At 64.1% G+C, this 25,877-nt stretch carries 20 protein-coding genes; 7 read left to right on the top strand and 13 right to left on the bottom strand.

What is annotated here, in order from left to right:
- Window positions 1-50: 50 nt before the first annotated feature.
- From E8E75_RS24655 to E8E75_RS24640, 4 genes are all read right to left on the bottom strand, one after another.
- Window positions 51-488, bottom strand: a complete 438-nt coding sequence (locus E8E75_RS24655) for a thioesterase family protein (protein ID WP_153918990.1) — start codon at window positions 486-488, stop codon at window positions 51-53.
- 93 nt (window positions 489-581) lie between these two features.
- Window positions 582-1,745: an iron-containing alcohol dehydrogenase gene (locus tag E8E75_RS24650; protein WP_153918993.1), complete on the bottom strand. Its 1,164-nt coding sequence runs from the start codon at window positions 1,743-1,745 to the stop codon at window positions 582-584.
- A gap of 51 nt (window positions 1,746-1,796) precedes the next feature.
- Window positions 1,797-3,587, bottom strand: coding sequence for an acyl-CoA dehydrogenase C-terminal domain-containing protein (locus tag E8E75_RS24645; RefSeq protein WP_120654046.1), 1,791 nt, complete (start codon window positions 3,585-3,587; stop codon window positions 1,797-1,799).
- Window positions 3,588-3,589: 2 nt separating this feature from the next.
- A complete protein-coding gene (locus E8E75_RS24640; protein ID WP_120654045.1) occupies window positions 3,590-4,828 on the bottom strand; it encodes a 3-hydroxyacyl-CoA dehydrogenase in 1,239 nt (412 codons plus the stop codon).
- A 105-nt stretch (window positions 4,829-4,933) separates the two neighbouring features.
- Between E8E75_RS24640 and E8E75_RS24635 the strand changes: the two genes are divergently transcribed.
- Window positions 4,934-5,833 carry a LysR family transcriptional regulator gene (locus E8E75_RS24635; protein WP_120655325.1) on the top strand — a complete coding sequence of 300 codons (900 nt, stop codon included), beginning with the start codon at window positions 4,934-4,936 and terminating at the stop codon, window positions 5,831-5,833.
- 174 nt (window positions 5,834-6,007) lie between these two features.
- Here E8E75_RS24635 and E8E75_RS24630 read toward each other — a convergent pair whose 3' ends face one another.
- The 5 genes from E8E75_RS24630 to E8E75_RS24610 all read right to left on the bottom strand — a co-directional run bounded on the left by E8E75_RS24630 (window position 6,008) and on the right by E8E75_RS24610 (window position 12,014).
- Window positions 6,008-6,610 (bottom strand): nitroreductase family protein, encoded by a 603-nt coding sequence (locus E8E75_RS24630; RefSeq protein ID WP_120654044.1) that lies wholly within the window; start codon window positions 6,608-6,610, stop codon window positions 6,008-6,010.
- Between the two features lie 118 nt (window positions 6,611-6,728).
- A complete protein-coding gene (locus tag E8E75_RS24625) occupies window positions 6,729-8,666 on the bottom strand; it encodes an ATP-dependent DNA helicase RecQ (RefSeq protein WP_153918999.1) in 1,938 nt (645 codons plus the stop codon).
- Between the two features lie 153 nt (window positions 8,667-8,819).
- The gene (locus E8E75_RS24620) at window positions 8,820-10,364 is read right to left on the bottom strand and encodes a phosphoenolpyruvate carboxykinase (RefSeq protein WP_120654042.1); all 1,545 of its coding nucleotides are present in this window, start codon (window positions 10,362-10,364) and stop codon (window positions 8,820-8,822) included.
- A gap of 196 nt (window positions 10,365-10,560) precedes the next feature.
- Window positions 10,561-11,448, bottom strand: a complete 888-nt coding sequence (gene hslO, locus E8E75_RS24615) for an Hsp33 family molecular chaperone HslO (RefSeq protein ID WP_120654041.1) — start codon at window positions 11,446-11,448, stop codon at window positions 10,561-10,563.
- A 164-nt stretch (window positions 11,449-11,612) separates the two neighbouring features.
- Window positions 11,613-12,014, bottom strand: coding sequence for a S4 domain-containing protein (locus tag E8E75_RS24610; RefSeq protein WP_120654040.1), 402 nt, complete (start codon window positions 12,012-12,014; stop codon window positions 11,613-11,615).
- A 147-nt stretch (window positions 12,015-12,161) separates the two neighbouring features.
- On the opposite strand from E8E75_RS24610, the gene E8E75_RS24605 reads away from it, so the two are divergent.
- Window positions 12,162-12,599, top strand: a complete 438-nt coding sequence (locus E8E75_RS24605) for an ATP-dependent zinc protease (protein ID WP_256658068.1) — start codon at window positions 12,162-12,164, stop codon at window positions 12,597-12,599.
- Complete coding sequence (gene rimK / locus E8E75_RS24600) at window positions 12,596-13,501, top strand: 30S ribosomal protein S6--L-glutamate ligase (protein WP_120654039.1); 906 nt, start codon at window positions 12,596-12,598, stop codon at window positions 13,499-13,501. Before E8E75_RS24605 ends, rimK begins: the two co-directional genes overlap by 4 nt.
- Window positions 13,502-13,701: 200 nt before the next feature.
- Here rimK and E8E75_RS24595 read toward each other — a convergent pair whose 3' ends face one another.
- The 3 genes from E8E75_RS24595 to ompR all read right to left on the bottom strand — a co-directional run bounded on the left by E8E75_RS24595 (window position 13,702) and on the right by ompR (window position 19,870).
- The gene (locus tag E8E75_RS24595) at window positions 13,702-17,487 is read right to left on the bottom strand and encodes an EAL domain-containing protein (protein ID WP_153919003.1); all 3,786 of its coding nucleotides are present in this window, start codon (window positions 17,485-17,487) and stop codon (window positions 13,702-13,704) included.
- 294 nt (window positions 17,488-17,781) lie between these two features.
- Window positions 17,782-19,095 (bottom strand): ATP-binding protein, encoded by a 1,314-nt coding sequence (locus E8E75_RS24590; RefSeq protein WP_153919005.1) that lies wholly within the window; start codon window positions 19,093-19,095, stop codon window positions 17,782-17,784.
- Window positions 19,096-19,138: 43 nt separating this feature from the next.
- Window positions 19,139-19,870, bottom strand: coding sequence for a two-component system response regulator OmpR (gene ompR / locus E8E75_RS24585; RefSeq protein WP_120654036.1), 732 nt, complete (start codon window positions 19,868-19,870; stop codon window positions 19,139-19,141).
- Between the two features lie 221 nt (window positions 19,871-20,091).
- Here ompR and E8E75_RS24580 point away from each other — a divergent pair, with 221 nt between their 5' ends.
- The 3 genes from E8E75_RS24580 (at window position 20,092) to gshA (ending at window position 24,530) form a co-directional block, all read left to right on the top strand.
- Complete coding sequence (locus tag E8E75_RS24580) at window positions 20,092-22,407, top strand: Tex family protein (RefSeq protein WP_153919008.1); 2,316 nt, start codon at window positions 20,092-20,094, stop codon at window positions 22,405-22,407.
- 2 nt (window positions 22,408-22,409) lie between these two features.
- A complete protein-coding gene (locus E8E75_RS24575; protein WP_120654034.1) occupies window positions 22,410-22,793 on the top strand; it encodes a PaaI family thioesterase in 384 nt (127 codons plus the stop codon).
- A gap of 150 nt (window positions 22,794-22,943) precedes the next feature.
- Window positions 22,944-24,530: a glutamate--cysteine ligase gene (gene gshA / locus E8E75_RS24570; RefSeq protein ID WP_120654033.1), complete on the top strand. Its 1,587-nt coding sequence runs from the start codon at window positions 22,944-22,946 to the stop codon at window positions 24,528-24,530.
- Between the two features lie 50 nt (window positions 24,531-24,580).
- On the opposite strand, the gene E8E75_RS24565 is transcribed toward gshA, so the two are convergent.
- Complete coding sequence (locus E8E75_RS24565) at window positions 24,581-24,979, bottom strand: carboxymuconolactone decarboxylase family protein (protein ID WP_280359868.1); 399 nt, start codon at window positions 24,977-24,979, stop codon at window positions 24,581-24,583.
- 82 nt (window positions 24,980-25,061) lie between these two features.
- Here E8E75_RS24565 and E8E75_RS24560 point away from each other — a divergent pair, with 82 nt between their 5' ends.
- Entirely contained in the window at window positions 25,062-25,868 is an 807-nt protein-coding gene (locus tag E8E75_RS24560) for a cyclase family protein (protein ID WP_120654031.1), read from the top strand.
- Window positions 25,869-25,877 lie beyond the last annotated feature (9 nt).

Raw genomic sequence — 25,877 nt, 5'->3', positions numbered from 1 at the left:
ACAGCTACGCTGCCCTTCGCGAATGAATTCGCCCCTACGAAAGAAATGCGTCAGCCCTCCACCACCAACTCCGCCAACGCTGCACGCAGCGTCTCGGGAATCGGCACCGGCCGGTTGTTCTCACGATCGACGAAGACATGGACGAAACGTCCGGCCGCGCAGGCGTCGATCTCGCCCTGCTTGAAGATCGCCAGCTCGTACTGCACCGAGCTGTTGCCCAGCTTGCCCACCCGCAGTCCGACCTCGATGCGGTCGGGGAAAGCGATGGAGGCGAAGTAGTCGCAGGAGGAGCTCACCACGAAACCCACCACGTTACCTTCGTGGATATCCAGCCCGCCTTGCTCGATCAGGTAGGTGTTCACGGCACTGTCGAAGAATCCGTAATAGACCACGTTGTTCACATGGCCGTAGATATCGTTGTCATGCCAGCGCGTGGTGATGGGCTGGAAGTGGCGGTAGTCAACGCGCATGTGTTGGGGTTGGCTCATGGGGTTCCCTGGGTTCGGTTGGATCGACTCATGCAGGAGCGAGCTTGCTCGCGAACAGCTGCATTCGCCATCAAGCTGGCTCCTACAGGAGGGTCAGAAGGCCGACTGGTAGATAGCCAGGGCCTGCTCTTCGCTGACCTCGCGCGGATTATTCACCAACAGCCGTTGTTGCAACATGGCATCGCTCGCCAGGCGCGGCAGCATCGCCTCGGGTACTCCGGCATCACGCAAGCGCGTGGGCAACCCGCTGCGTTCACTGTAGGCGGCGAGTTCGCGGATCAACTGCTCGGTGAGCTGCGCCTCGCTGCCCGGCCTGAGATTGCTGCCAAGCACCAGCGGCGCCAGCTCTGCGTAGAGCGGGGCAGCTGCCGAGGCGTTGAAACTCAGCACGTGGGGCAGCACCAGGGCGTTGGAGAGACCATGGGGAATATGGAAGTGCCCACCCAGCGGGTAGGCCAGTGCATGCACAGCTGCCACCGGCGCATTGGCGAATGCCTGGCCGGCGAGGCACGCACCCAGCAACATGGCCTGCCGTGCTTCGCGGTTGCGGCCGTCCTGGACTACCGCGTCGAGGTTGCCGGCCAGGAGGCGTAACGCTTCGCGGCCCAGCAGGTCGGACAGCGGGTTCTTCTTCAGCTTGCTGGTGTAAGACTCGATGGCGTGAACCATGGCGTCGATCCCGGTTGCCGCGGTGACCGCTGGCGGCAGGCCGAGGGTCAGGTCTGCATCCAGCAACGCGAGGTCCGGCAGCAGCAGCGGTGAGACAACACCCATCTTGGTGGTCTCGCCAGTAGTGACGATGGCGATCGGCGTCACCTCGGAGCCGGTGCCAGCGGTAGTTGGTACCTGCAGCAGCGGCAGGCGCCGACCGCGCGCGTTGCCCACTCCATAGATGTCCGCCAGGTCCTGGCGGCAGTCAGGGTGGGCCAGCAACGCCACCAGCTTGGCCACGTCCATCGAGCTACCACCGCCAAAGCCCACCACCAGCTCGGCGCCAAGGACCTTCGCCAGTTCCACGGCCTCCAGCACCACTGCCTCGGGCGGATCAGCCTGGACCTGGTCGTAGACCGCAACGCTGAGGCCCTCGAGAGCGAATCCGAGGAGGATATCGTCCAGCAGGCCGAGCCGGGTGATGCCGGGATCGGTCACCAGCACAACGCGCTGGGCACCGCGCTCGCGGCAGAGTTCGGCCAGGCGTGCGGCCGAGCCGGATTCGCAAAGAATCTGCGCGGTGGTGGCAAAGCTGAAGGGCTGCATCCGGGCGTCCTCCCTTGTTGTTGTCCAGGCGTACCGCGACGGTAAACGCCGTCAAAACGCGAAATGAGCCTCGGGCAATGCCATCAGGCAGTCTGCTCCGCCCAACAGGGCTTCACGATGACTGCTGGCGCGCGGCAGCACGCGACGCAGATAGAAACGCGCGCTGTGCAACTTGGCCTGGTAGAAGTCCGCCTCCGACGTGCCGGAATCCAGGATGTCCTGGGCCCGCGCTGCGGCCTGCAACCAGAAGCCCGCCAATAGCACATAGGCCGAGTACTGCAGGAAGTCCACTGAGGCGGCTCCAATTTCTTCAGGGTTCTCCCGCACCCGATCCAGCAGGGTCGCGCTCAGCCCACGCCACTCCTGCAGACGCGCCAGCACGGCGCCAGCCAGTTCGGCCAACTCGGCACGCTGCAACTGGGCATCGGCCAGCGCGGCGATTTCGTCCTGCAAGGCGGCCAGCTCGGCCCCGCCATCACCCATCAGCTTGCGACGGATCAGGTCGAGCGCCTGGATGCCGTTGGTGCCTTCGTAAAGCTGCGTGATGCGGCTGTCGCGCATCAGCTGTTCCATGCCCCACTCGCGGATGAAGCCGTGGCCACCGTAGACCTGTACCCCGAGGCTGGCCACTTCCTGGCCCATGTCGGTGAAGAAGGCCTTGACGATGGGAATCAGCAGCGCCGCACGCCGACCGGCGGCCTTGCGCTGGGTGGCATCCGGGTGGCCGTGCTCCAGGTCCAGCTGGCGAGCGCAGTAGACAGCCAGCATGCGACTACCTTCCACCAGGGTCTTCTGGGTCAGCAGCATGCGCCGGACATCGGGGTGGTGGATGATCGGGTCCGCCGGTTTGTCCGGCGCCGCCGGCCCGCTCAAGGCGCGCGACTGCAGCCGCTCGCGGGCATAGGCAAGGGCACCCTGGAAGGCCTGCTCACCGATGCCGAGCCCTTGCAGGCCGACCTGAAAGCGCGCGTCGTTCATCATGGTGAACATGCAGGCCAGGCCCTGGTTGGCTTCGCCGATCAGCCAGCCAGTGGCGCCGTCGAAGTTCATGACGCAGGTGGCAGCGCCCTTGATGCCCATCTTGTGTTCGATGGCGCCGCAGCCCAGGGCATTCTTCGCCCCCGGCGTACCATCCGGATTGGCGATGAACTTGGGAACCAGCAGCAGGCTGATGCCCTTCACTCCAACCGGGGCATCCGGCAGGCGCGCCAGCACCAGGTGGACGATGTTCTCGGAGAGATCCTGCTCGCCACCGCTGATGAAGATCTTGCTGCCACTGACCTTGTAGCTGCCATCGGCCTGGGGCTCGGCGCGGGTGCGCAGCAGAGCCAGATCGGTGCCGGCCTGGGGTTCGGTGAGGCACATGGTGCCGGCCCATTGACCGCTCACCAGCTTTTCCAGGTAAGCCTGCTTGAGCGTGTCGCTGCCGTGCTTGTACAGCGCCAGCACGGCACCTTCGGTGAGTCCGGAGTACACGCGGAACGACAGGCTGGCGCCCATCAGCATTTCGTGGAAACTGCAGGCGACCATCTGCGGGAAACCCTGGCCGCCGAACTCCTGCGGACCGGTCATGCTGGCCCAGCCATTGTCGCAGTACTGCCGATAGGCCTCGCGGAAGCCCTTGGGCGTAGTCACCGCGCCCTGTTCCAGGATCACGCCTTCTTCGTCGCTGTTGCGGTTCAGTGGCGAAACCACTTCGCTCGCGTAACGCGCACCTTCCTCCAGTACACCGTCGATCAGTTCACGGTCCAACCCGTTGGCCAGCAGCTCGCAGTGGCCGGCGACGTCGAAAAGTTCGTGGAGCACGAAGCGCATGTCGCGCAGGGGTGCCTTGTAAGCCATGGTCAGGCCTCCTGTTGGTAGTCGGCGAAGTGACGGTCAGATGCGGCCAGGCGACGGATCAGCGTGGTCGGCTGCCAATGGGGGCCAAAGCGTTCGGCCAGTGCCTGCAGGCGCTTGCGGATGGCCGGCAGGCCCTGGCTGTCGGCCCAGGCCATTGGCCCGCCCTTGTCCACCGGGAAGCCGTAGCCATTGAGATAAACGGTGTCGATATCGGCGCTGGAGTTAGCGATACCTTCTTCGAGGATCTTCGCCCCTTCGTTGACCAGGGCCAGCAGGCTGCGCTCGAGGATTTCCTCGGGGCCGATCTCCCGACGGTCGAAGCCAAGCTGCTCGGATACTTGCAGCACCAGTGCGTCCACTTCCGGGTCGGGTTCGGCCTGGCGGCTACCTTCGGCGTAGCGGTAGTAGCCCATGCGCGCCTTCTGGCCGAAACGGCCCATCGCGCAGAGGCGGTTATCCACCTGTACCGCGGGGTCGTCATTACCCTTTCCGGACAACTCGCGGGCGCGCCATTCCAGGTCGATGCCCACCACGTCGTACATGCGGAACGGTCCCATGGCGAAGCCGAAACCCTGTAGCGCACTGTCCACCTGATGCGGATAGGCGCCTTCCAGCAGCATCATCCGCGCCTCGCGCACATAGGTATGGAGCATGCGGTTACCAATGAAGCCCTTGCAGTTGCCTGCCACCACGCTGACCTTACCCATGCGTTGGCCCAACGCTAGTGCAGCGTCCAGTACAGCGGGCGCGGTGCGTGCGCCACGGACGATTTCCAGCAACTTCATGATGTGCGCCGGGCTGAAGAAGTGCAGACCCAAGACCTGCTCCGGGCGCCCGGTAACGGCGGCGATGGCATCGATATCCAGGGCCGAGGTGTTGCTGGCCAGGATCGCCGCCGGCTTCAGACGGGCGTCCAGCTCGCGGAAGATGGTTTGCTTGAGTTCGAGGTTCTCATATACCGCTTCGATCACCAGATCGACCTCGGCGAGATCGTCATAGCTGCCCACCGCCCGAATGTGCGCAATGCGCTCGGTGGCCTGGGCCTCACTGATGCGGCCCTGGCGCACGTTGTGGGCGTAAGTGTCCGCCACCACGCCAAGAGCCTGCTCCAGCATCTGCGGATTGTTGTCCAGCCACAGGACTTCGAGGCCGGCGCTGGCCAGGCTCATGACGATACCTCGGCCCATGGTGCCGGCACCGATCACGGCGGCCCGCTGGATGTTGAATGCGTTCTGGGTCATCGCTGGCCCTCTTGTTGTTCTGATGGGGAGACGAAATCGCCAATCACCTTAAGGAAGACGGTACTATTTTTGAAATTTAGTCTTGTGATAGATGGCATTTCCCTGGTGAATATTTCGAACTTCGACCTCAACCTCCTACGGGTACTGGACGCCCTGCTGCGCGAACGCAACGTCTCGCGCGCAGCGGAACGCCTCTCCCTCAGCCAGCCGGCGGTGAGCAATGCGCTCAATCGGCTGCGCGAGCTGCTCGGCGACCCTTTGCTCGTGCGCGTGGGCCGGGCGATGCAGCCGACGCCACGAGCATTGGCCCTGGAATCCCCGATTCGTGCCGCGCTCAAGCAGATCGAACAAAGCCTGGTCATCGGCGAAGGTTTCGACCCGGCGCGTAGCCGCCAGCGCTTCACCATCGCAGTGACGGACTACGTGGAGCTGATCTGCATGCCGCGCCTGCTGCAGCAACTGGCGGAAGAAGCACCGGGAGTGAAGATCGCCATTCGCCATCTCTCGCCGAGCCTGCCCGCCGCCGCGTTGGACCAGGGCGAACTGGACCTGGTACTGGGCCGCTTCGAAAGCATTCCCTCGCGTTTCGCCAGCCGCCGATGGATGAGCGAATCCCTGCGTCTGGTGGCCCGCCGCGACCATCCGCAAATGCAGGAAGCGCCCGACCTGTCCGGCTTTCTCAGGCTACGCCACCTCTGGGTACACGGTGGCCAGACCAAAGGCATGGTCGATCAATGGCTGGGGGAGCAAGGGCTGGCACGGGACATCGTCTACACGACACCCAACTACCTGCAGGCGGCGCATATCGTCGCCAGCACCGATCTCACCGTGGTGTTGCCAGCGCGCTTGGCCCAGCACTTCGCCAGTCTGCTCCCGCTGCAGGTACATCCCCTGCCCTTCGCCCTTGGCCCTTTCCACCTCGACCTGTTGAGCGTGGCCCAGCGCGAGGAGGATGAGGCCCTGCAATGGCTGATCGAGCGTTTGATGAGCATCGGCAGAATATGAGGGGCTTGAGCAGGGTGCGTTGCGCGCACCGAAAGACCGGCTCGGGAACCGCAGTGCGCACAACGCACCCTACGCATTGATCTCGAGGAAATGAAAACGCCGCCACTGCAAAGGCAGAGGCGGCGTTTCGTAGGTTGGTGCAGAGCGAAGCGAAGCCCAACGCTCCAAAGCAAGTCAGAACTGGTTGCGGATCACCGCTTCGTCGAAGGCCAGTTTGCCGATGCGCGGCCTGGCGGCGACCGCCTGCTTGCCGACGGCGACCATCAGGCCAATGGCATGGTTCTCCGGCAGGCGAATCAGATCGGCCACGGCGTCGAAGTCGAAGCCGTCCATGGGGCAGGTATCCAGGCCCTTGCCGCGGGCAGCGAGCATCAGGGTCTGGGCAACCAGGCCGCAGCTGCGCATCACTTCATCGCGTTGCACCCGGGGCTTGTCACGGTAGTAGTTGTCGATGGCGCCGGCCATGAACTCCTGCACCGGCTGCGGCGCTTCTGCCCAGACGCGGGCGGCGTCCTTCTCCCAGGCATCGAGGCGGGCGCAGACGATCACCAGCATCGAGGCTTCGGTGACCTGGGACTGATCCCAGGCCACATCGCGAATGCGCTGGCGCAGGGCTGGGTCACTGACTTCCACCAGCCGCACGTGCTGCAGGTTGAAGGCGGTGGGTGCGAGCAGGGCCAGTTGCAGCAACTCGTCCTTGTCTTCGCGGCTGATGCTGTGGTCTGTGTCGTAGGCCTTGATGGCGCGGCGGCTGCGGATGGCCTCATCGATATGCATGGTGTACTCCAGGGAGTGGGCTGATTAGAAAGTGGCGCTATCCTAAGCAGCCGCCTCACCCGCTTCCAACACTGATTAACGAAGCTATCGATCGAATAATCCGAATGCTTGCCAGATCTCACCCCGCGTGCCGGCCCACCCAATCGCGCACTTCGGCGTAGGGGTAGGCTTCCAACGCGGCAAAGCCTGGCAGGTTGCGAGCCTTGAGGCGGGTGAATAGCGGCGCGGTGATACCACAAAGCATGCGCGTGAGGCACTCGACACCCGGCCGCTCCCCCTTCAGCTCTTCGAAGCGCTGGATGAAGCCGCCACACAGGGCGCTGAAGTTGCGCTCCGCCAGTGGCGACAGTGCTGGCGGTGCCGGGAGGTATGCCACGCGTCCCTGGCAGACCGAGCAGTGGCCGCAGCGCTCCGGGACGTCATGGTCACCGAAATAGTTGGCCAGCCGCGCACTGAGGCAGGTCTCGCTGGCGAACAGCGCCAGCATCGACTGGATGCGGGTTATCTCGCTGCGTTCCTGCTGGTGGAAGTAATCGTGCAGCTCCACGGCCAACGCCTCAGGCTCGAAGTCGGGTGTGCTCAGTGCGTAGACCTCGGTCATCTGCTTGCTTTCCAGCTCGATCCAGCCGCGCTCCTGGAAGTAGTCCAGGGCCTTCACCACGCGGCTCCGTTCAGCACTGTGTTCGCGGTTGAGGCGATCGAAGTCCACGGTGCACCAGGTACGCGCGCGAGTAGAGGTGCGCAGCAAGGCGTCGACGAACTGGCGGCGCTCGCCCTCGAATTGCGCCAGCAGGGCCTCGGGTTCCAGAAGGTGCTTGAAACGGTACTCGGCGAAGTAGGCGTAGAGCGGCGCGATGATGCCGCGCAGCTCCAATTGCACCAGCAAGGTCTTGAGCGGCAACTGGCGAATGTTGCTCTGGTCGGAGAGCGCACCCAGCATCAGCTCCCAGCGATCGCCACCCTGCCCAGCCGCCTTGAGCTCAGCCAGTACCTGGCGGATGCCGGAAAGCTCCGGCGTGTCGCCATAGACGAAGTTCTCCAGCACGTTGAGGCTGTCGCGGTTGGCCAGCACCAGGCAGTCCGACGGCTCGCCGTCGCGCCCGGCGCGGCCGATCTCCTGGCTGTAGTTTTCCACCGACTTGGGCAGGTCGTAGTGCACCACCTGGCGGATGTCGCTCTTGTCGATGCCCATGCCGAACGCGATGGTGGCCACCATCACATTGACCTGCCCGGCCATGAACCGGCGCTGCAGCGCCTCGCGCTCCTCATGGGGCATGCCCGCGTGATAGGCGCTGGCGGCGACGTCACGTTCGCTCAGGCGCGCGGCGACCTCTTCGGCGGTCTTCTGCAAGGTCACGTAGACGATCGCCGGCTGCCCTATGCGTTCTCCCAGCCACTCCACCAGCCGCTCCAGCTTGCGCTCGCGAGCCACCGGCTCGACCAGCAGGTTCAGGTTGGGGCGGTAAAAGCCGGTGGTGATGACATCGGCATCGGCGATGGCGAACTTGCGCTGCATATCGGCGATCACCGTCGGCGTCGCCGTGGCGGTGAGCAGTAGCACCTGGGGGATGCCGAACTGGCGCTGGTACTCGGGCAGCTTGAGGTAGTCGGGGCGGAAGTTGTGGCCCCACTCGGAAATGCAGTGGGCCTCGTCCACCACCAGCAGGGAAATCGGTACCTGCTGAATGAAGCCACGGAAGCGCTCGTTCTTCAGTCGCTCCACGGAAATCATCAGGATTTTCAGCTCACCGGAACGGGCCCGCGCCATGACCTCGGCAGCCTCCTCACGGCTCTGTGCCGAGTCGATGCTGGCAGCGGCGATACCGTGGCGGGCGAGGAACGCCAGTTGATCCTGCATCAGCGCCAGCAATGGCGATACCACAAGGGTCAGGTGCGGTAGATGCAACGCCGGCAACTGGTAGCACAGCGACTTGCCGGAACCGGTGGGGAAGATGGCAGCGGCCGATCGCCCCGCCAGCACGGCAGAGATAGCGGATTCCTGGCCAGGGCGGAAATGATCGTAGCCAAAGACACGGGCAAGGGTCGCGGCGGGCATGGCATCACTCCTTGAAGTGGAAGCCTGGTGGCCCCCGGGACTTTGCAGGCTGGGTCGGGCGGCGTTCCGCTCAACCCATCCTACGGGGCGGCACAAGGCCACAAATGAAAAAGCCGCCCGGAGGCGGCTTCTTCGACAAGGACGCGGTGCAGCTTAGAGCTGCGGGCCGGCGTTCTTGATGGCGTCGGAGACGTCGAACTTCTTGAAGTTCTCGACGAACTGCTTGGCCAGGGCCTTGGCAGCTTCGTCATAGGCAGCCTTGTCAGCCCAGGTGTTGCGCGGGTTGAGCAGGTTGGTCTCGACGCCCGGAACGGCCTTCGGCACGTCCAGGTTGATGGTGTCCAGGTGTTCGGTCTCGGCACCGATCAGAGCGCCGCTCTGGATAGCTGCGATCACGCCACGGGTGGTCGGGATGTTGAAGCGCTTGCCAACGCCGTAGCCACCACCGGTCCAGCCGGTGTTGACCAGATACACCTTGGAGCCGAAGCCCTGGATGCGCTTGATCAGCAGCTCAGCGTACTCGCCAGCCGGACGCGGGAAGAAAGGCGCGCCGAAGCAGGTGGAGAAGGTGGACTTGATGCCACCGCCGGAACCCATTTCGGTGGAGCCGACCAGCGCGGTGTAGCCGGACAGGAAGTGGTAGGCAGCCTGCTCGTTGTTCAGGATCGAAACAGGCGGCAGCACGCCGGTCAGGTCGCAGGTCAGGAAGATCACTGCGTTCGGCTCGCCGGCGCGGTTGGCCTCGACGCGCTTCTCGACCAGCTGCAGCGGGTAGGCCGCACGGGTGTTCTGGGTCAGGCTGTCATCGCTGTAGTCGGGCAGGCGGGTTTCCGGGTTCAGCACCACGTTTTCCAGCACCGCGCCGAACTGGATGGCTTTCCAGATTACCGGCTCGTTCTTCTCGGAAAGGTCGATGCACTTGGCGTAGCAGCCGCCTTCGATGTTGAACACAGTGCCCACGCCCCAACCGTGCTCGTCGTCACCGATCAGGTAACGGCTTTCGTCGGCGGACAGGGTGGTCTTGCCGGTGCCGGACAGACCGAAGAACAGGGTGGTGTCGCCTTCTTCGCCAACGTTGGCGGCGCAGTGCATCGGCAGCACGTCTTTTTCCGGCAGCAGGAAGTTCTGCACGGAGAACATGGCCTTCTTCATTTCACCGGCGTAGCGCATGCCGGCGATCAGCACTTTCTTGGCGGCGAAGTTGAGGATCACGCAACCATCGGAGTTGGTGCCATCACGCTCAGGCTCGCAAACGAAGTTCGGCGCGTTGAGGATCTGCCACTCCTGGCGGGACTGCGGGTTGTACTGTTCCGGGTTGATGAACAGGCAACGGCCGAACAGGTTGTGCCAGGCGGTCTCGGTGGTCATCTTGACGGCCAGGTAGTGCTCAGGATCGGCCCCGACGTGCACGTGGGAGACGAAACGCTCACCTTCGGTCACATAAGCTTCAACACGGCTCCACAGCGCATCGAATTTGTCCGCCGGGAAGGGACGGTTAATGTTGCCCCAGGCGATTTTGGCGTCGGTGCTCGGCTCTTGAACGATGAAACGATCTGCCGGAGAACGACCGGTGCGGTGACCGGTTTTCACTACCAACGAACCGTTGGCGGCCAGTTCACCCTCACCACGGCGAATGGCCTCTTCGACCAGTTGCGCGGCGCTGATATCGGTGTACACGGCGTTATTGGCTTGCGTCATGTGGTTCCCCGTCGGCGAAAAGCCGAGTCCTCCAAACGTTTTGTAGTGGGTAATGCGACCCCCTACAGCGAAAAAAGTGCGCGCGATTATGCCAGAAAAGCCCGCTTTGGGTAGAAACCTCCTGTCAGACGGGCATATTCATGACCGATAATCGCACCCCGGTCACGCAGCGACCTTGCGGGCACGCTACATCTTTTCAGTGGCGCGTTTCCGACGGCGCGGCGCTGCCGCCACCGGCAAACAGCTGGGCGATATCCGCCGCGTCGAAGCTGTAGCGCTGATTGCAGAACTGGCAGTCGATCACCACGGTGCCACCGCTTTCCTGCAGCAGGGCTTCGGCGTCGTCCTTGCCCAGGCTCACCAGTGCATTGGCCGAACGCTGGCGCGAACAGCTGCAGCGGAAGTGAATGGCCTGGGGATCGAACAAGCGCACCGCTTCTTCATGATAGAGCCGATGCAGCACGGTTTCGTTGTCCAGACCGAGCAGTTCCTCGGCGGTCAGCGTGTCGGCCAGGGTGGTCAGGTGCTGCCAGTTGGCCTCACGAGCCTCGGGATCCTTCAGGCGATCGGCCGGCAGAGCCTGGAGCAGCATGCCCCGGGCATTGCGGCCGTCGGCGTAGAGCCAGAACCGGGTAGGCAACTGCTGCGAATTGTCGAAATAGCTGGAAAGACATTCGGCCAGGCTGGCGCCTTCGAGGGCGACGATGCCCTGGTAGCGCTGGCCCTGCTTCGGGTCGACGGTCAGGGTCAACGAACCTTCGGGCATCAGGTCGGACAGGCTGGCGGCCGGGTTTACCTGGCTGGCGTGATAACGGGCAATGCCACGCACTTCCCGGTCGCTGGAGCATTCGACCATCAGCAGCGGAACCGCGCCGGAGGAACGCGCCTGCAGCACCAGCAGACCATCGAACTTGAGGGTGCCGACCAGCAGGGAAGCGGCGGCGAGCATTTCACCGAGCAGTTGGGCAACCGGCTCCGGGTAGGGATGCTTGGCCAGGACGTGGGCGTAGCTCTCGCCGAGGGAAACCAGTTCGCCGCGCACATCGGTGTCGTCGAACAGAAAACGTTGGGTGAAATCGGACATGCCGGACTCGCTGCATTTGGGCCAATTTGGCCGAAAGGCTGGCGATTTTATGCGCAAATCCGTCGGCGGACCAAGGGCCGGTTGTCTATCGCCCGCGCGGGTGTTTTCTATCGATGATCAGCGGCCGCTCGGGAGCCCGGCGGCCAGGTCGATTTTCACCGCCCCTATTCGCTGCCGCCACGCAGGAAGTGGATTTGCCTACGCTGTTTCTTGGTCGGCCGGCCATCGGTCTGGATGCCAAGGGCACCCGCCTTGCGCATGGCGGCGGCCTCTTCCCGCTTGGCCAGGCTCTCGGCAGTTTCCTCGTAAAGGGCCTGGGCCTCTGGGGCGCCACGACGCACCGCGGATAGTGCGCGGACAACGACTGTGCGCTCATCGAAGCCGGCGCGGATCACATATTCGTCACCGATGCGGGGTTCCTTGGACGGCTTGCAGCGATCGCCATGATGGTGGACCTTGCCACCCTCGATGGCTTCCTTGGCCAGGGCGCGGGTCTTGAAGAAACGCGCGGCCCAGAGCCATTTGTCGAGGCGCACCTTGTCGTCTTTGTCGTCTTTTTCACGCATGACTCGATTCCATCCTGCCCGGGCTGACCCATTCGTCAGCCCGGTCTAAGCTCAGCCAGGGCCAGATGCAGTTGTCACATCGGCCCACTAGAATGCGCCAACTTTACCGGAAAGCCTGCATTGAAGACTTTCGACCATCTCTCCGTAATCGGACTCCGCGAATGGATCGCCCTGCCAGAACTCGGCATGGTTGGCCTTCGCGCGAAGATCGATACCGGGGCCAGCACCTCCACGCTGCATGCCAGCGACATCGTCCCCTTCGAGAAGAGCGGCGAGCGCTGGGTCAGGTTCACCGCGCACCTCGGCACCCTGGTGCAACGGCGTCACCGCTGCGAGGCGCAGGTCGTCACGGTAAAGACCATAAAAAGCTCCAACGGCCAGGCACAGACCCGCTACGTCATCCGCACCCTGCTCGCCCTGGGTGACCGGGTCTGGCCCATCGAGTTCACCCTGGCCTGCCGCAAGACCATGCGTTATCGCGTACTGCTGGGCTCCAAGGCCTTGGTGCAGGCGCAATTGGTGGTCAATCCGGCGCTCACCTACGTACAGGAAAAACCGACTCTTTCCCTTCCGGGTGCCCAATGAAAATCGCCGTGTTATCGCGCAATCCGCGCCTGTATTCGACTCGCCGCCTTGTTGAGGCCGGCCAGCAGCGCGGCCATGAAATGGTGGTGATAGACACCCTGCGCGCCTATATGAACATCGCCAGCCACAAGCCGCAGATCCACTATCGCGGCCAGCCGCTGGAAGGCTTCGACGCGGTGATCCCGCGTATCGGCGCCTCGGTCACCTTCTATGGCTGCGCCGTATTGCGCCAGTTCGAAATGATGGGGGTATTCCCCCTCAATGAATCGGTCGCCATTACCCGCTCGCGGGACAAGCTGCGTTCGCTGCAACTGCTGTCACGCAAGGGTATCGGCTTGCCGGTGACCGGCTTTGCCCATTCCCCCGACGACATCCCCGACCTGATCCGCATGGTCAACGGCGCTCCGCTGGTGATCAAGGTACTGGAAGGCACCCAGGGCATAGGCGTCGTCCTGTGCGAAACGGAGAAGGCCGCCGAATCGGTGATCGAGGCGTTCATGGGCCTGAAGCAGAACATCATGGTGCAGGAGTACATCCGCGAAGCCGGTGGCGCAGACATCCGCTGCTTCGTGGTGGGCGACAAGGTGATCGCTTCGATGAAGCGCCAGGCCAAACCCGGCGAGTTCCGCTCCAACCTGCATCGCGGGGGCAGCGCCAGCCTGATCAAGATCACCCCGGAAGAGCGCATGACCGCGATCAGGGCCGCCAAGGTCATGGGACTATCGGTGGCGGGGGTGGATATCCTGCGTTCCAATCACGGACCACTGGTGATGGAGGTGAATTCCTCGCCCGGGCTGGAAGGAATCGAGACCACCACCGAACAGGACGTGGCCGGCATCATCATTCAGTACCTCGAGAAGAACGCCTGCCCCAACTCGACGAGAACAAAAGGCAAGGGGTAAGCCGGATAAAGCAACGCATGCGTTGCCCCGGCGAACGACCGGCCACGGATGGCCGGGCCGGGGTTGACCGTGGGCAGCGGAGTTGCGACAGGGATGCCTGCTACTAGATCGAACCTTGCCACGCCGGAGTATCTGTCCCGTCAGGGTGAGCGCGAATTCAATCGCAATTGAAATCGCCCCCACAGAGAATCCGCGACTCCTTACAAGCTGCTTTCCATCAGCTGCTGCCCTTCCCGATCACGCATCCAGCTGCGGAAACCTTCCTCGTCCAGCGGCCGGCTGAAGTGATAGCCCTGGCCGAGCTCGCAGCCACGCTGGCGCAGCATGGACAACTGCTCTTCCCCTTCGATGCCTTCGGCGATGCATTCCAGCCCGAGGTTGCGGCCAATGGCCAGGATGGTTTCCACCAGGGCCAGGTCGCTCGCGTCATTGGCCAGTCCATCGACAAAGCTGCGGTCGATCTTCAGCCGGTCGAGGGGCAGACGCTTGAGGTAGGCCAGAGATGAATAGCCCGTACCGAAATCGTCGATGGCGAAGCGCACGCCAAGGACCTTGAGTGCCTGCATGGCGGAAATGCACTGCTCCACTTCTTCCAGCAGGCTGCCTTCGGTGATTTCCAGCTCCAGCCGAGTGCCGGACACACCATGGCGCTTGAGCGCGCTATTGATGCGCTCGACGAAGCCCGGTTTGCGCAACTCGCGGGGACTGACGTTGATGGCCAGCACCAGCCACGGCATCTCTGCCTGCCAGTTGGCCAGGCATGAACAGGCTCGTTCGAGCATCCAGTCCGACAATTCGATGATCAGGCCGGTCTCTTCCGCCAGCGGGATGAACTGCGCCGGTGGCACCTCGCCACGCGTGGGATGGTGCCAGCGCATCAAGGCTTCGGCGCCCAGCACCCGGCCATCGGAGAGCGCCAGTTGCGGCTGGAACTCCAGGCTCAGCTGGCCCCGGTCGATGGCCTGGCGCAGCTCGCTTTGCAGTTGCAGGCGCTGGTCGATGGCGGCCTGCATTTCGGGGGCGAAGAAGTGCAGCGCGTTGCGCCCGGACTGTTTGGCCCGGTACATGGCGGTATCCGCCTGCTTGAGGACGTCTGCGGCGATCTGTTCAAGGAAGGGGTGCAGGGCGATACCAATACTGGCGCTGACCACCAGTTCGTACTCACCGATCATGTAGCTGCCGTGCAGGCTTTGCAGCAGCTTGTCGCCCACTTCGGCGGCCAGCTTGCCGGCCTGCTCCGGGCTGTCGGCCAAGGCTTCCAGCAGCACCACGAACTCGTCACCGCCTAGGCGCGCCAGGGTGTCTTCATTGCGCAGGCAACCCGCCAGGCGTGAAGTGACTTCCCTCAGCAGGGCGTCGCCCACGGGGTGGCCGAGGCTGTCGTTGACCGTCTTGAAGTGGTCCAGGTCGATGAACAACAGCGCGCCGTAGCGGCCCTCGCGCTGCTCGCGGGCCATGGCGTGCTGCAGGCGATCAAGCAGCAGCCGCCGGTTGGGCAGACCGGTGAGTTCGTCGCTGTAGGCCAGGCGCTCGATCTCGCGTTGATAGCGCTGGCGTTCGGAGATATCGGTGATGCTCAGGCGAATCAGCGGCCGGCCTTCGCCGGGCAGACGCACCAGGCGGACCTCGCAGGGACGCACGCGACCGTTCACATCGCGCATCAGCCAGTCAAAGGTCGGTGTGTCACCCTTGAGCGCGGCACGGGTGTACGCATTGCCCAGTTCCCGCGACGAGCGTCCATCGGCCTGCAACTGCGGACTGAAACTGGTGGGCATCTGGCCGTTCAACTGCTCGCGGGACAGGCCGAACAGGCGCGCTGCGTTCTCGTTGGCTTCAACGATGCCCAGCTGTGGATCGAACACCAGGATGGCTTCCGGCGCGTGTTCCACCAAGGTCCGGTAGCGCGCCTCGGCCTCGTGGCGGGCACTGATGTCTTCCACCAGCGCCAGCAGGGCATAGAGCTGGCCGTCGAGATCGCGCACCCCACGCACATTGACCCGCGTGTGCACGGTACCGCCGGAGCCTCTCATGAAGCGCTTGTCCAACTCGTAGCCGTCGCGCTCACCTTTGCGCACGTCTTCCAGCAGTGCCTCTTCGGCGGCCCGATCCTCGGCCACCGTCATACTCATCCAGTCGACACCCCGCAATTGCTCACGGGAGCGGCCGAGAATGCTGCAGAGTTTGTAGTTGACTTCTTCCCAGCGCTGGTCCGGGGTACACAGTGCCATGCCGATCAGCGGCGCTTCGAAGAACAGGTGCAGGTGCTTGTCGCGCTCATGTTGCAGGCGCTCCGAGCGTTTCTGGGTGGTCAGGTCGAGCATGGCTCCGTAGATGCGGATCACCTGGTCGCCATCGTGTTCGGCCAGTCCCTTGATCCGCAGCCAGCGCGGTGTGCCACGGGCGCCCTGGATGCGCAACTCGACGTCGAAGGGTTCGGCACTGCGCAGGCACTGTTCCAGGGTGTCTTCCAACAGTGCCCGGCTGGCCGGGTCGAAGAAGCTGAGCATCTGACCGAGGCTGGGAGCGCCTGCAGCAGGGTCCAGTTCGTAGATCCGGAAACTGCCCTCGCTCCACGCCATTTTCAGGGTGGCGATTTCCAGCACCCAGCTGCCGATGTCGGCGATGGCTTCGGTCTGGTTCAGCAGGTGGGTCTGGCGCAGCAGTTCGTCGCGGCGGGTATCGAGCTCTTCGGAAATCATCTCGCGACTGCTGACGTCGTGCTGCAGGGCGACGAAATGACTGATGCCCAGGTCATCCCGCATGGGCGCGACGGTGATCTCGTTCCAGAACAGGCTGCCGTCCTTGCGGTAGTTGCGCAGCACCAGATGGCACTGCTCGCCACGTTGCAGCGCGTCCTGGAGACGTGGCAGCTCGGACTGGTTGCGGTCATGGTGGAGCAGGAAACGCCAATGGTTTCCCAGCGCCTCTTCCCGCGAATAGCCACTCATCTGTTCGAAGGCGGGGTTGCAGTAGATCAACGGCTGGTCAGGCTGGCGCGCGTCGACGATGGTCACTCCCAGGGGACTGGCCTGAAGCGCCAGGTTGGTCAGGGCCAGCTCCTTCTGCATCGCATCGCGCCGGCCGAGGGCCAGGCGCAGGTCGCTGAGGCTGCGTCCCACCAGCAGCGCCGACATCATCAGCAGCAGCACGCTGAAGTACAGCTCGACGCCCCACTGCGGATCGGCCAGGCCTGTCCCGCCATCCAGCTTCCGCAGCGCCGGCAGGGCAAGCACAGTCAGGGCGGTGAGTCCCGCTCCGCAGAGAGCACCGGGAAACCCCCAGACCAGCGCCAGGCCGAGCATCATCATGCCGATGGGCGGCAAGGTGAGGATCAGCGGCACCACCGTAATCAGCCACGGGATGAGCAACGCCAACGCCAACAACAGCGGCCATGGCGGCAGATGGTGCAGGGTTTCGGGCAGTGCTTCCACCGGCTCGGGCACCCAGCCGCGGCGGCTGAACAGCGGCGTCAGGTAAGTCAGCAGCGGCAGGCTCACGGCCAGGGTCGTCAGGCAGGCGCCAGGCCAGACCAACAGCGTGGCGTTGCCCCAGCTGTCGCGGGCAAGGTTGCCGCTCAGTATCAGGGCCAGTTGCTCGCCGTAGACCAGCAGGCTGACCGGCAGGAGCACGCCGTAGAGCATGAAGCGCAGCAGTTCAGGGAAGTCGCGCAGGTCCGCGTGGCATCCCGAGCGCCTGAGCGCCCACCAGCCGGCGGCCACGCTGAGGGTTTCCGGCAAGGCGTACAGCGGTGCCCAGTAGAAGTTCAGGTCCCACAACGGCACGCTGAGCAGTGCGTTGAGGTAAATGGCGGGCAGCACCCGCGCGCCCCACCAGAGGCAGAACACCAGGCCAAGCGCGAAGGGCAGATACCACACGGCGAGACCGCTGGACGCTTGAGTCAGCAGGGACACCCAGGTAGCCAGATGCAGCAGCGGCAGCGGCAACCACCAGGTCCATTGGGGAAGTCGGAACGGAGCAGCTTGCATACTGACCTCATGTCGGTGCGCAAGCTGAAGATAGCCCAGCGCCGGGCAAGCGTACGCCTAAAACATGGCCGCGTGGCATCACCGCCGATGGCAGGCAGGAATCCGGGGCCGAAGGGATTTCAGCGAGATAGTGGGCGCGGAACGCAGCGGAACGTCGCTCCGTACGAAAAGGAGCCGAGCGACGGTCAGACTAGGAAGGAATCGATGAGAAAGCGCAGTTGACGCCTGCCAATGAGCATTTCTCATCGATTCCTGACAACGCATGACCGAAGCGCAGGCCGTTTTCGTAAGAACCTAGACAGCGTCGCGGGGGAGCATTAGTCCCAGGGGCAGGCAGACGCGTGCTTCCAGGCCACCACCAGAGCGGTTGCGCAGTTCGACGCTGCCGCCGTGCTGCGCGGCGATGCGCTTGACGATGGCCAGGCCCAGGCCGGTGCCCTTGCCGCCACGTGCTCGGTCACCCCGGATGAAGGGGTTGAAGATGTCCTGCAGCTCAGCGGGATCGATGCCCTGACCGCGATCCAGCACACTCAGCACGACGTAGGGCGCGGCATTGTCACCCGCCACAAAAGCTGCAACTTCGACACCGTTACCGCCGTATCGCAGCGCATTCTCGATCAGATTCACCAACAGCCGCTTGATCGAAACCCGCCGCAACGGGAACGGCGGCAGTGGTTCCAGGCACAGGCGTACCTGCTCCTCCTGCTGGTTGTAGGGCGCCACCACCTCACTCACCAGCTCGCCAAGGTCCAGCTCTTCCACGCGCTCATCACGGCCGTCGCGGATAAAGGCGAGGAACTGGTCGAGGATGGCGTCCATGTCCTCGATGTCGCGGACCATGTCGTCGGTCAGCTCGGAGTCGTTGCTCATCAGCTCCAGCGACAGGCGCAGGCGCGTGAGCGGCGTGCGCAGGTCGTGGGAGACGCCGGCGAGCATCAGCTCGCGCTCGCGGGCACCGCGCTCGACGTCTTCAGCCATCTGGTTGAAGGCGCGATACACCTCGGCCATCTCGCTCGGCGTGTCGCTTACCGGCAGGCGCACACTGCGACCCTGGCCAACCTGGCGGGCGGCGAAGACGAGGCGCTTTAGCGGCGCGTTGAGCTGGCGCACGAAAATCCACGCGGCAGCGGTGGACAGCAGGCCGATGCCGAGGAACCAGCCGAGCACACTCCAGATACGCTGGCCACGCAGGGGGTGTGGATAAAGCGGAATGCGCACCCAGTCCGGCCCCAGCTCCGGCGCGTGGACCCAGAGCGCCGGCGGGCTTTGCGCACGCAGGCGCACTTCGGTACCCGGACCGAGCTCGGACTGCATCTGGCGCTGGAAGATTTCGCTGTAGGGCCAGTGCTGCTCGCTGGCCGGCACGGCGTCGCGGGTGACCCGCTTGAGGCCAGCTGCCTTGGCCAGGTCGTGACGCTCTTCTTCACTCGCCGCCCAGTAGGCGCGCAGGGTCAGCGCCGCACCGTGGCTGTACTGACGATCCACCAGCACGTCCTCGTTCATCATCAGGTAAACCAGGGTCAGCGCCTTGGAGAACAGGACGACGATGAGCACCAGCCAGAGGGTGCGTGAGAAGAAGCTCTGCGGGAACCAATAGGGGGTGCGCATCACCCCCCTGGGTTGCCCGGCGGCGGGAACCCCCGCCGCGCGTTCACTTGTTGCCATCGGGCACGAACACGTAGCCGACGCCCCAGACGGTCTGGATATAGCGCGGCTTGGAAGGGTCTGGCTCGATCAGCCGGCGCAGGCGGGAAATCTGCACGTCGATGGAGCGCTCCAGGGCGTCCCACTCGCGACCACGGGCCAGATTCATCAGCTTGTCGCGGGTCAGTGGCTCGCGGGCATGCTGGACCAGCGCCTTGAGTACGGCGAACTCACCGGTGGTGAGCATCTGCACGTCGTCGCCCTTCTTCAACTCGCGGGTAGCCAGGGACAGCTCGTACTCGCCGAAGCTGACGCTTTCGTCCTCGCTGGCCGGGGCACCCGGCACCTGCGGTGCCTGGCGACGCAGCACGGCCTTGATCCGCGCCAGCAACTCGCGGGGGTTGAACGGCTTGGCCAGATAGTCGTCGGCGCCCAGTTCCAGGCCCTGGATACGGCTGGTCTCGTCGCCCTTGGCGGTGAGCATGATGATCGGCACCTGATTGTTCGATGCGCGCAGCCGGCGGCAGGCCGACAGGCCATCCTCGCCGGGCAGCATCAGGTCGAGCACCACCAGATTGAAGAGTTCGCGAGCCAGCAGGCGATCCATCTGCTCGACGTTCTCCACGGCGCGCACGCGAAAGCCCTGCTCGTCGAGGAAACGCTCGAGAAGGCGCCGCAGACGGGCGTCGTCATCGACAATAAGGATCTTTTCGCCTTCAGCGGTCGGGTTGCTGCTCATGTTTTCTCCTGTTCGGCAAGCCGCACATTATCGCTTGCCAGCGGCTCGCGGCGGCTTGCCCATTGTTAGCAGATTTTTCCCCGAACGGTTTCCTACCCTTTGAAACTCGGTGTTTATAATGCGGCGCCTTTCATCACCGGCGAGCCCCTGGTTCGCCGGTCTGTCATTCTGCGGCAGCCTCCGTGGCCCGGCCCGGGCTGCCGCCCATGCAGGTGTTTTCAATGGACAGCATCAACAACCGCATCGCCGAAGAACTGGGCGTGCGCCCGCAACAGGTCGCCGCCGCAGTGGAACTGCTGGACGAAGGCTCGACCGTGCCTTTCATCGCTCGTTACCGGAAAGAAGTCACCGGCAGCCTCGACGACACCCAGTTGCGTAACCTGGAAGAACGCCTGCGCTACCTGCGCGAAATGGAAGACCGCCGCACCGCGATCCTCGCCAGCATCACCGAACAGGGCAAGCTGACCCCCGAGCTGGAACGCGAGATCAAGCTCGCAGACACCAAGACCCGCCTGGAAGACCTGTACCTTCCGTATAAGCAGAAACGCCGCACCAAGGGCCAGATCGCCCTGGAAGCCGGCCTAGGCGATCTGGCCGATGCGCTGTTCAACGACCCGACCCTGGCCCCGGAAGTCGAAGCCGAACGCTTCATCGACGCGGAGAAGGGCTTCGCCGATATCAAGGCCGTGCTCGAGGGCGCCAAGTACATCCTCATGGAGCGCTTCGCCGAAGACGCCACGCTGCTGGCCAACCTGCGCGGCTTCCTGAAGGACGGCGCCACCCTCAGCGCCCGCCTTGTCGCCGGCAAGGAACAGGAAGGCGCCAAGTTCAGCGACTACTTCGAGCATGACGAGAACCTCAAGGGCGTTCCCTCGCACCGCGCCCTGGCGATCTTCCGTGGCCGCAACGAGGGAGTGCTGAGCATCGCCCTGAAGGTCGGCGAAGAACTGCCCGGCACCATGCACCCTTGCGAGGTGATGATCGGCGAGCGCTTCGGCATCGCCAACCAGGGCCGCGCCGCTGACAAATGGCTGTCCGAAGTGGTGCGCTGGACCTGGAAGGTCAAGCTCTACACCCACCTGGAAACCGACCTGCTGGGCGAGCTGCGTGAAGCCGCCGAAAGCGAAGCCATCAACGTCTTCGCCCGCAACCTGCACGACCTGCTGCTGGCCGCTCCGGCCGGCCCGCGCGCCACCCTGGGTCTCGACCCGGGCCTGCGCACCGGTTGCAAAGTGGCGGTGGTCGACGCCACCGGCAAACTGCTGGATACCGCCACCGTCTATCCGCACGTGCCGCACAACAAGTGGGACGAAACCCTGGCCGTCCTCGGCAAGCTCTGCGCCAAGCACAGCGTCGACCTGATCGCCATCGGCAACGGCACCGCCAGCCGCGAAACCGACAAGCTGGCCATCGAGCTGATCAAGAAGTACCCGGCCCTGAAGATGACCAAGATCATGGTCAGCGAGGCCGGTGCTTCGGTGTACTCCGCGTCCGAGCTGGCGGCGAAGGAATTCCCCGACCTGGACGTCTCCCTGCGCGGCGCCGTGTCCATTGCCCGCCGCCTGCAGGACCCGCTGGCCGAACTGGTGAAGATCGACCCGAAATCCATCGGCGTCGGCCAGTACCAGCACGACGTGTCCCAGCTGCAGCTGGCGCGCAGCCTGGACGCCGTGGTGGAAGACTGCGTGAACGCCGTGGGCGTGGATGTGAATACCGCCTCCGCTGCCCTGCTGGCGCGCATCTCCGGCCTCAACGCCACCCTGGCGCAGAACATCGTCAGCTACCGTGACGCCAACGGCGCGTTCAAGACCCGCGACGAACTGAAGAAGGTCAGCCGTCTTGGCGAGAAGACCTTCGAGCAGGCCGCCGGCTTCCTCCGCGTGATGAATGGCGACAACCCGCTGGACGCTTCCGCCGTGCACCCGGAAACCTACCCGCTGGTGCAACGCATCGCGGAAGGCACCGGCCGTGACATCCGCTCGCTGCTCGGCGACTCCGGCTTCCTCAAGCGCCTGGACCCGGCGAAGTTCACCGACGAGACCTTCGGCCTGCCCACCGTCACCGACATCATCAAGGAACTGGACAAGCCCGGTCGCGACCCGCGTCCCGAATTCAAGACCGCCGAGTTCCAGGAAGGCGTGGAAAGCCTCAAGGACCTCAAGCCCGGCATGATGCTGGAGGGCGTGGTGACCAACGTCACCAACTTCGGCGCCTTCGTCGACATCGGTGTCCACCAGGACGGCCTGGTACACATTTCCGCCCTGTCGGAGAAGTTCGTCAAAGACCCGTACGAGGTGGTCAAGGCCGGTGACATCGTCCGTGTGAAGGTCATGGAAGTGGACATCCCGCGTAACCGCGTGGGCCTGTCCATGCGCATGGGCGACACCCCTGGCGAGAAAGTCGAAGGCCCGCGCGGTGGCGGGCGCCAAGGCGGCCAGCCGCGCCAGCAGCAGAGCGCGCCGCGTAACAGCGCTCCGCCGGCTAGCGGCGCCATGGCCTCGCTGTTCGCCAACGCCAAGCAGATCAAGAAGAAGTGACGATGGACTTCACCGACCAGCAAACCACCAGCGCCTACAGCAAGTTGCTGGGCATCGAGCCGCTGAGCCTCGGCGATGGTGTCGCCGAGGCGCGCCTGCCCATGGACGAGCACCTGCGAAATCGCGGGCAAGTGATGCACGGCGGGGCGATTTTCTCCCTGCTGGACATCACCATGGGGCTGGCCTGCACCAGCACCCACGGCTTCGACCGGCGCAGCGCCACGCTCGAATGCAAGATCAACTACCTGCGCCCGGTGGCGGAGGGTGAGGTGATTTGCAAGGCACGGGTACTGCACGCTGGCAAGCGCACCCTGGTGGTGGAGGCCGATGTGATGCAGGGCGACAAGCTGGTCGCCAAGGGACAAGGCACCTTCGCTCAGCTGTAACAGCGGGGCAGTGGCAAAGCTCTATTCTGGACGAAGCGACAACGCGATCCGCCGGCTGGAAAAGTATTTCGGCCGGCGGCGAAGTCCGACTCTTGTAGACAGCTTGGTCCACCCCCATATTGGGGCGACCGACGCGTGAAGGATTCCAAATTGAGCGATCTTCTTTCCCGCCGCCTGGCCTTGCTCGGCGAGCGCGCCAACCTGCCCCTGCTCACCCGCTGCCTGCATGGCATCGAGCGCGAGTGTCTGCGGGTCGATGGCAATGGCCAACTGGCGCTGACGCCGCACTCCCCCGCGCTGGGCTCGGCCCTGACCCATGCGCAGATCACCACGGACTATTCCGAATCCCTGCTGGAGTTCATCACTCCGGCCGAGGCCGATCCGGCGCAGACCCTGGCTGACCTGGAGAAGGTCCATCGATTCACCGCCGGCAAGCTCGGCGATGAACTGCTCTGGAGCCCGTCCATGCCTTGCCGGCTGCCGTCGGAAGAAGATATTCCGATCGCCCGCTACGGCACCTCGCCCATCGGCCGCCTGAAGTACGTCTACCGCAAAGGTCTGGCCGTGCGTTATGGCAAGACGATGCAGTGCATTGCCGGCATCCACTACAACTACTCCCTGCCCGAGGCGCTCTGGCCGCTGCTCAAGCAGGCCGAAGGTGATCCGCAAAGCGACCGCGACTACCAGTCGGCGCGCTACATCGCGATGATCCGAAACTTCCGCCGCTACAGCTGGCTGCTGATGTATCTGTTCGGCGCCGCGCCGGCCCTGGACAAAAGCTTCCTGCGCGGCCGCCCGCACGATCTCGACAGCCTCGACGCGGATACGCTCTTCCTGCCGTACGCCACCAGCCTGCGTATGAGCGACCTGGGCTACCAGAACAATGCCCAGGCCGGCCTCACGCCTTGCTACAACAGCCTCGACAGCTACCTGTCGAGCCTGCGCCAGGCAGTCTCCACGCCCTACCCGCCCTATGCCGAAATCGGCACCAAGCAGGATGGCGAATGGGTACAGCTGAATACCAACGTGATCCAGATCGAGAACGAGTACTACTCGTCGATCCGCCCCAAGCGCGTCACCTACACCGGCGAGCGCCCGATCCAGGCGCTGATGGCCCGTGGTGTGCAATACGTGGAAGTGCGTTGCCTCGACATCAACCCGTTCCTGCCGCTGGGCATCGACCTCACCGAAGCCCGTTTCCTCGACGCCTTCCTGCTGTTCTGCGCCCTGCAGGACAGCCCGCCGATGGCCGGAGAGGAATGCCGCAGCGCCACCGACAACTTCCAGCGAGTGGTCAAGGAAGGGCGCCGTCCGGGTCTGACGCTGCAACGCCACGGCCATGCCGTCGGTCTCACGGAGTGGGCCGGGGATCTGCTCGACCGCATCGCTCATACCGCTGAACTGTTGGACCGCGCGCTGGACACCGAGGATCACTCCACAGCCCTGGCCACCCAGCGCGCCAAGGTCGCCGATCCCGAACTCACCCCTTCGGCCCGGGTACTGGCGGAACTTCGCAGCAACGGCGAAAGCTTCAGCCAGTTCGCCCTGCGTCATAGCCGCCAGCACGCCGACTACTTCCGCAGCCAGCCTCTGAGCGCCGAGGACCAGGCCCGATTCGAGGCCCTGGCCCGTGAATCGCTGGATGAACAGGCACGCCTGGAAGCCGAACCGGAAGTGGACTTCGACACCTTCGTCGCCGCCTACCAGGCGAGCATCCTGGGCTTGATCAGCAACTGATCAGCGTCTCCGGCATGGACCTTCGCGGTTCCATGCCGGAGCGTTCCGCCTCACTCCTCGAACGCAGCGTCCAGCGGCACCCGGTAGCCCACTGCCAGCCGGTTGGTCTCATTGGCCATGCCGATTACCGCCATCAGCTCGCCCAGCATCGCCTCCGTCATCCCGGCCTTGCGCGCCGCTGCCGTGTGCGAGCCTATGCAGTAGCCGCAATTGTTGGTCACGCTCACGGCGATATAGATCAGCTCCTTGGTCAGGGGATCGAGGGCACCGTCGGGTGCCATCACCTCCTTCAGACTCTCCCAGGTGCGGCGCAGGGTTTCCGGGTGCCGCGCCAATGCCTTCCAGAAGTTGTTCACCTGGTCCACCTTGCGGGTGGCCATGATGTCCTCGAACACGGCGCGGACTTCCGGACCGGCATTTTCATATTCGATCAAGTGCTTGGACGACACCGCTGGACTCCCCTCACGTTATGGGCCAGACCAGTATAGGCAGCCACCCATACCGGCTCGCCGCCACCAAGGAGAAGGTCAAATGTCGAAGCGCTTTCCGGGCCGCCTGGCCCTCGCCCTACCAGTGTTGCTGCCGCTGCTTGCCCAGGCTGCACAGCCGGGCCTCTGGGATACCTACGCCACGCTCAAATCCAGGACCTGGGTCGACCTGACCCACGCTTACGACGAGCAGGTGCCGCATTGGAAGGGCTTCGAGAATGCCCAGCGCAAGACGCTCTATACGGTCGACAAGGACGGTTTCCAGGTGGACCTCTACACGCATGTCGGCCAGTGGGGTACCCACGTCGACCCACCGGTGCATTTCCACAAGGGCTTGCGCAGCGTCGACCAGATCGATGTGAAAGAGCAACTGCTGCCCCTGGTCGTTCTGGATGTCCACGAGAAGGTGGCGAAGAATCCCGACTACGTGCTCACGCTGGCCGATGTGAAGGACTGGGAAGCCAGGCATGGCGCGGTACCGGAAGGATCGTTCGTGGCCATGCGCACCGACTGGTCCAGGCGCTGGCCGAGCCAGGAGAAGATCCAGAACGCCGATGCCCAAGGCGTGGCCCACTATCCGGGATGGAGCAAGGAGGCGCTGGTCTACCTGTACGAAACCCGCAAGATCACAGCGTCCGGCCATGAAACCACCGACACCGATCCGGGCCTGGCGACCAGCAAGGACGACTATTCACTGGAGTCCTACATCCTAGGAAGGGATCACTACCAGATCGAGCTGCTGGCCAACCTCGACCAGGTACCTGAGGCAGGCGCCCTGGTCGTGGTCAGCTTCCCTAAGATTGCCCGCGGCAGCGGATTCCCGGCACGGGTATTCGCCATCCTGCCCTGAGTCGGCTTG

Source organism: Pseudomonas sp. BN606 (assembly GCF_029873115.1).
Lineage (GTDB): Bacteria > Pseudomonadota > Gammaproteobacteria > Pseudomonadales > Pseudomonadaceae > Metapseudomonas.
This window is presented reverse-complemented; position numbering and strand designations above follow the sequence as displayed.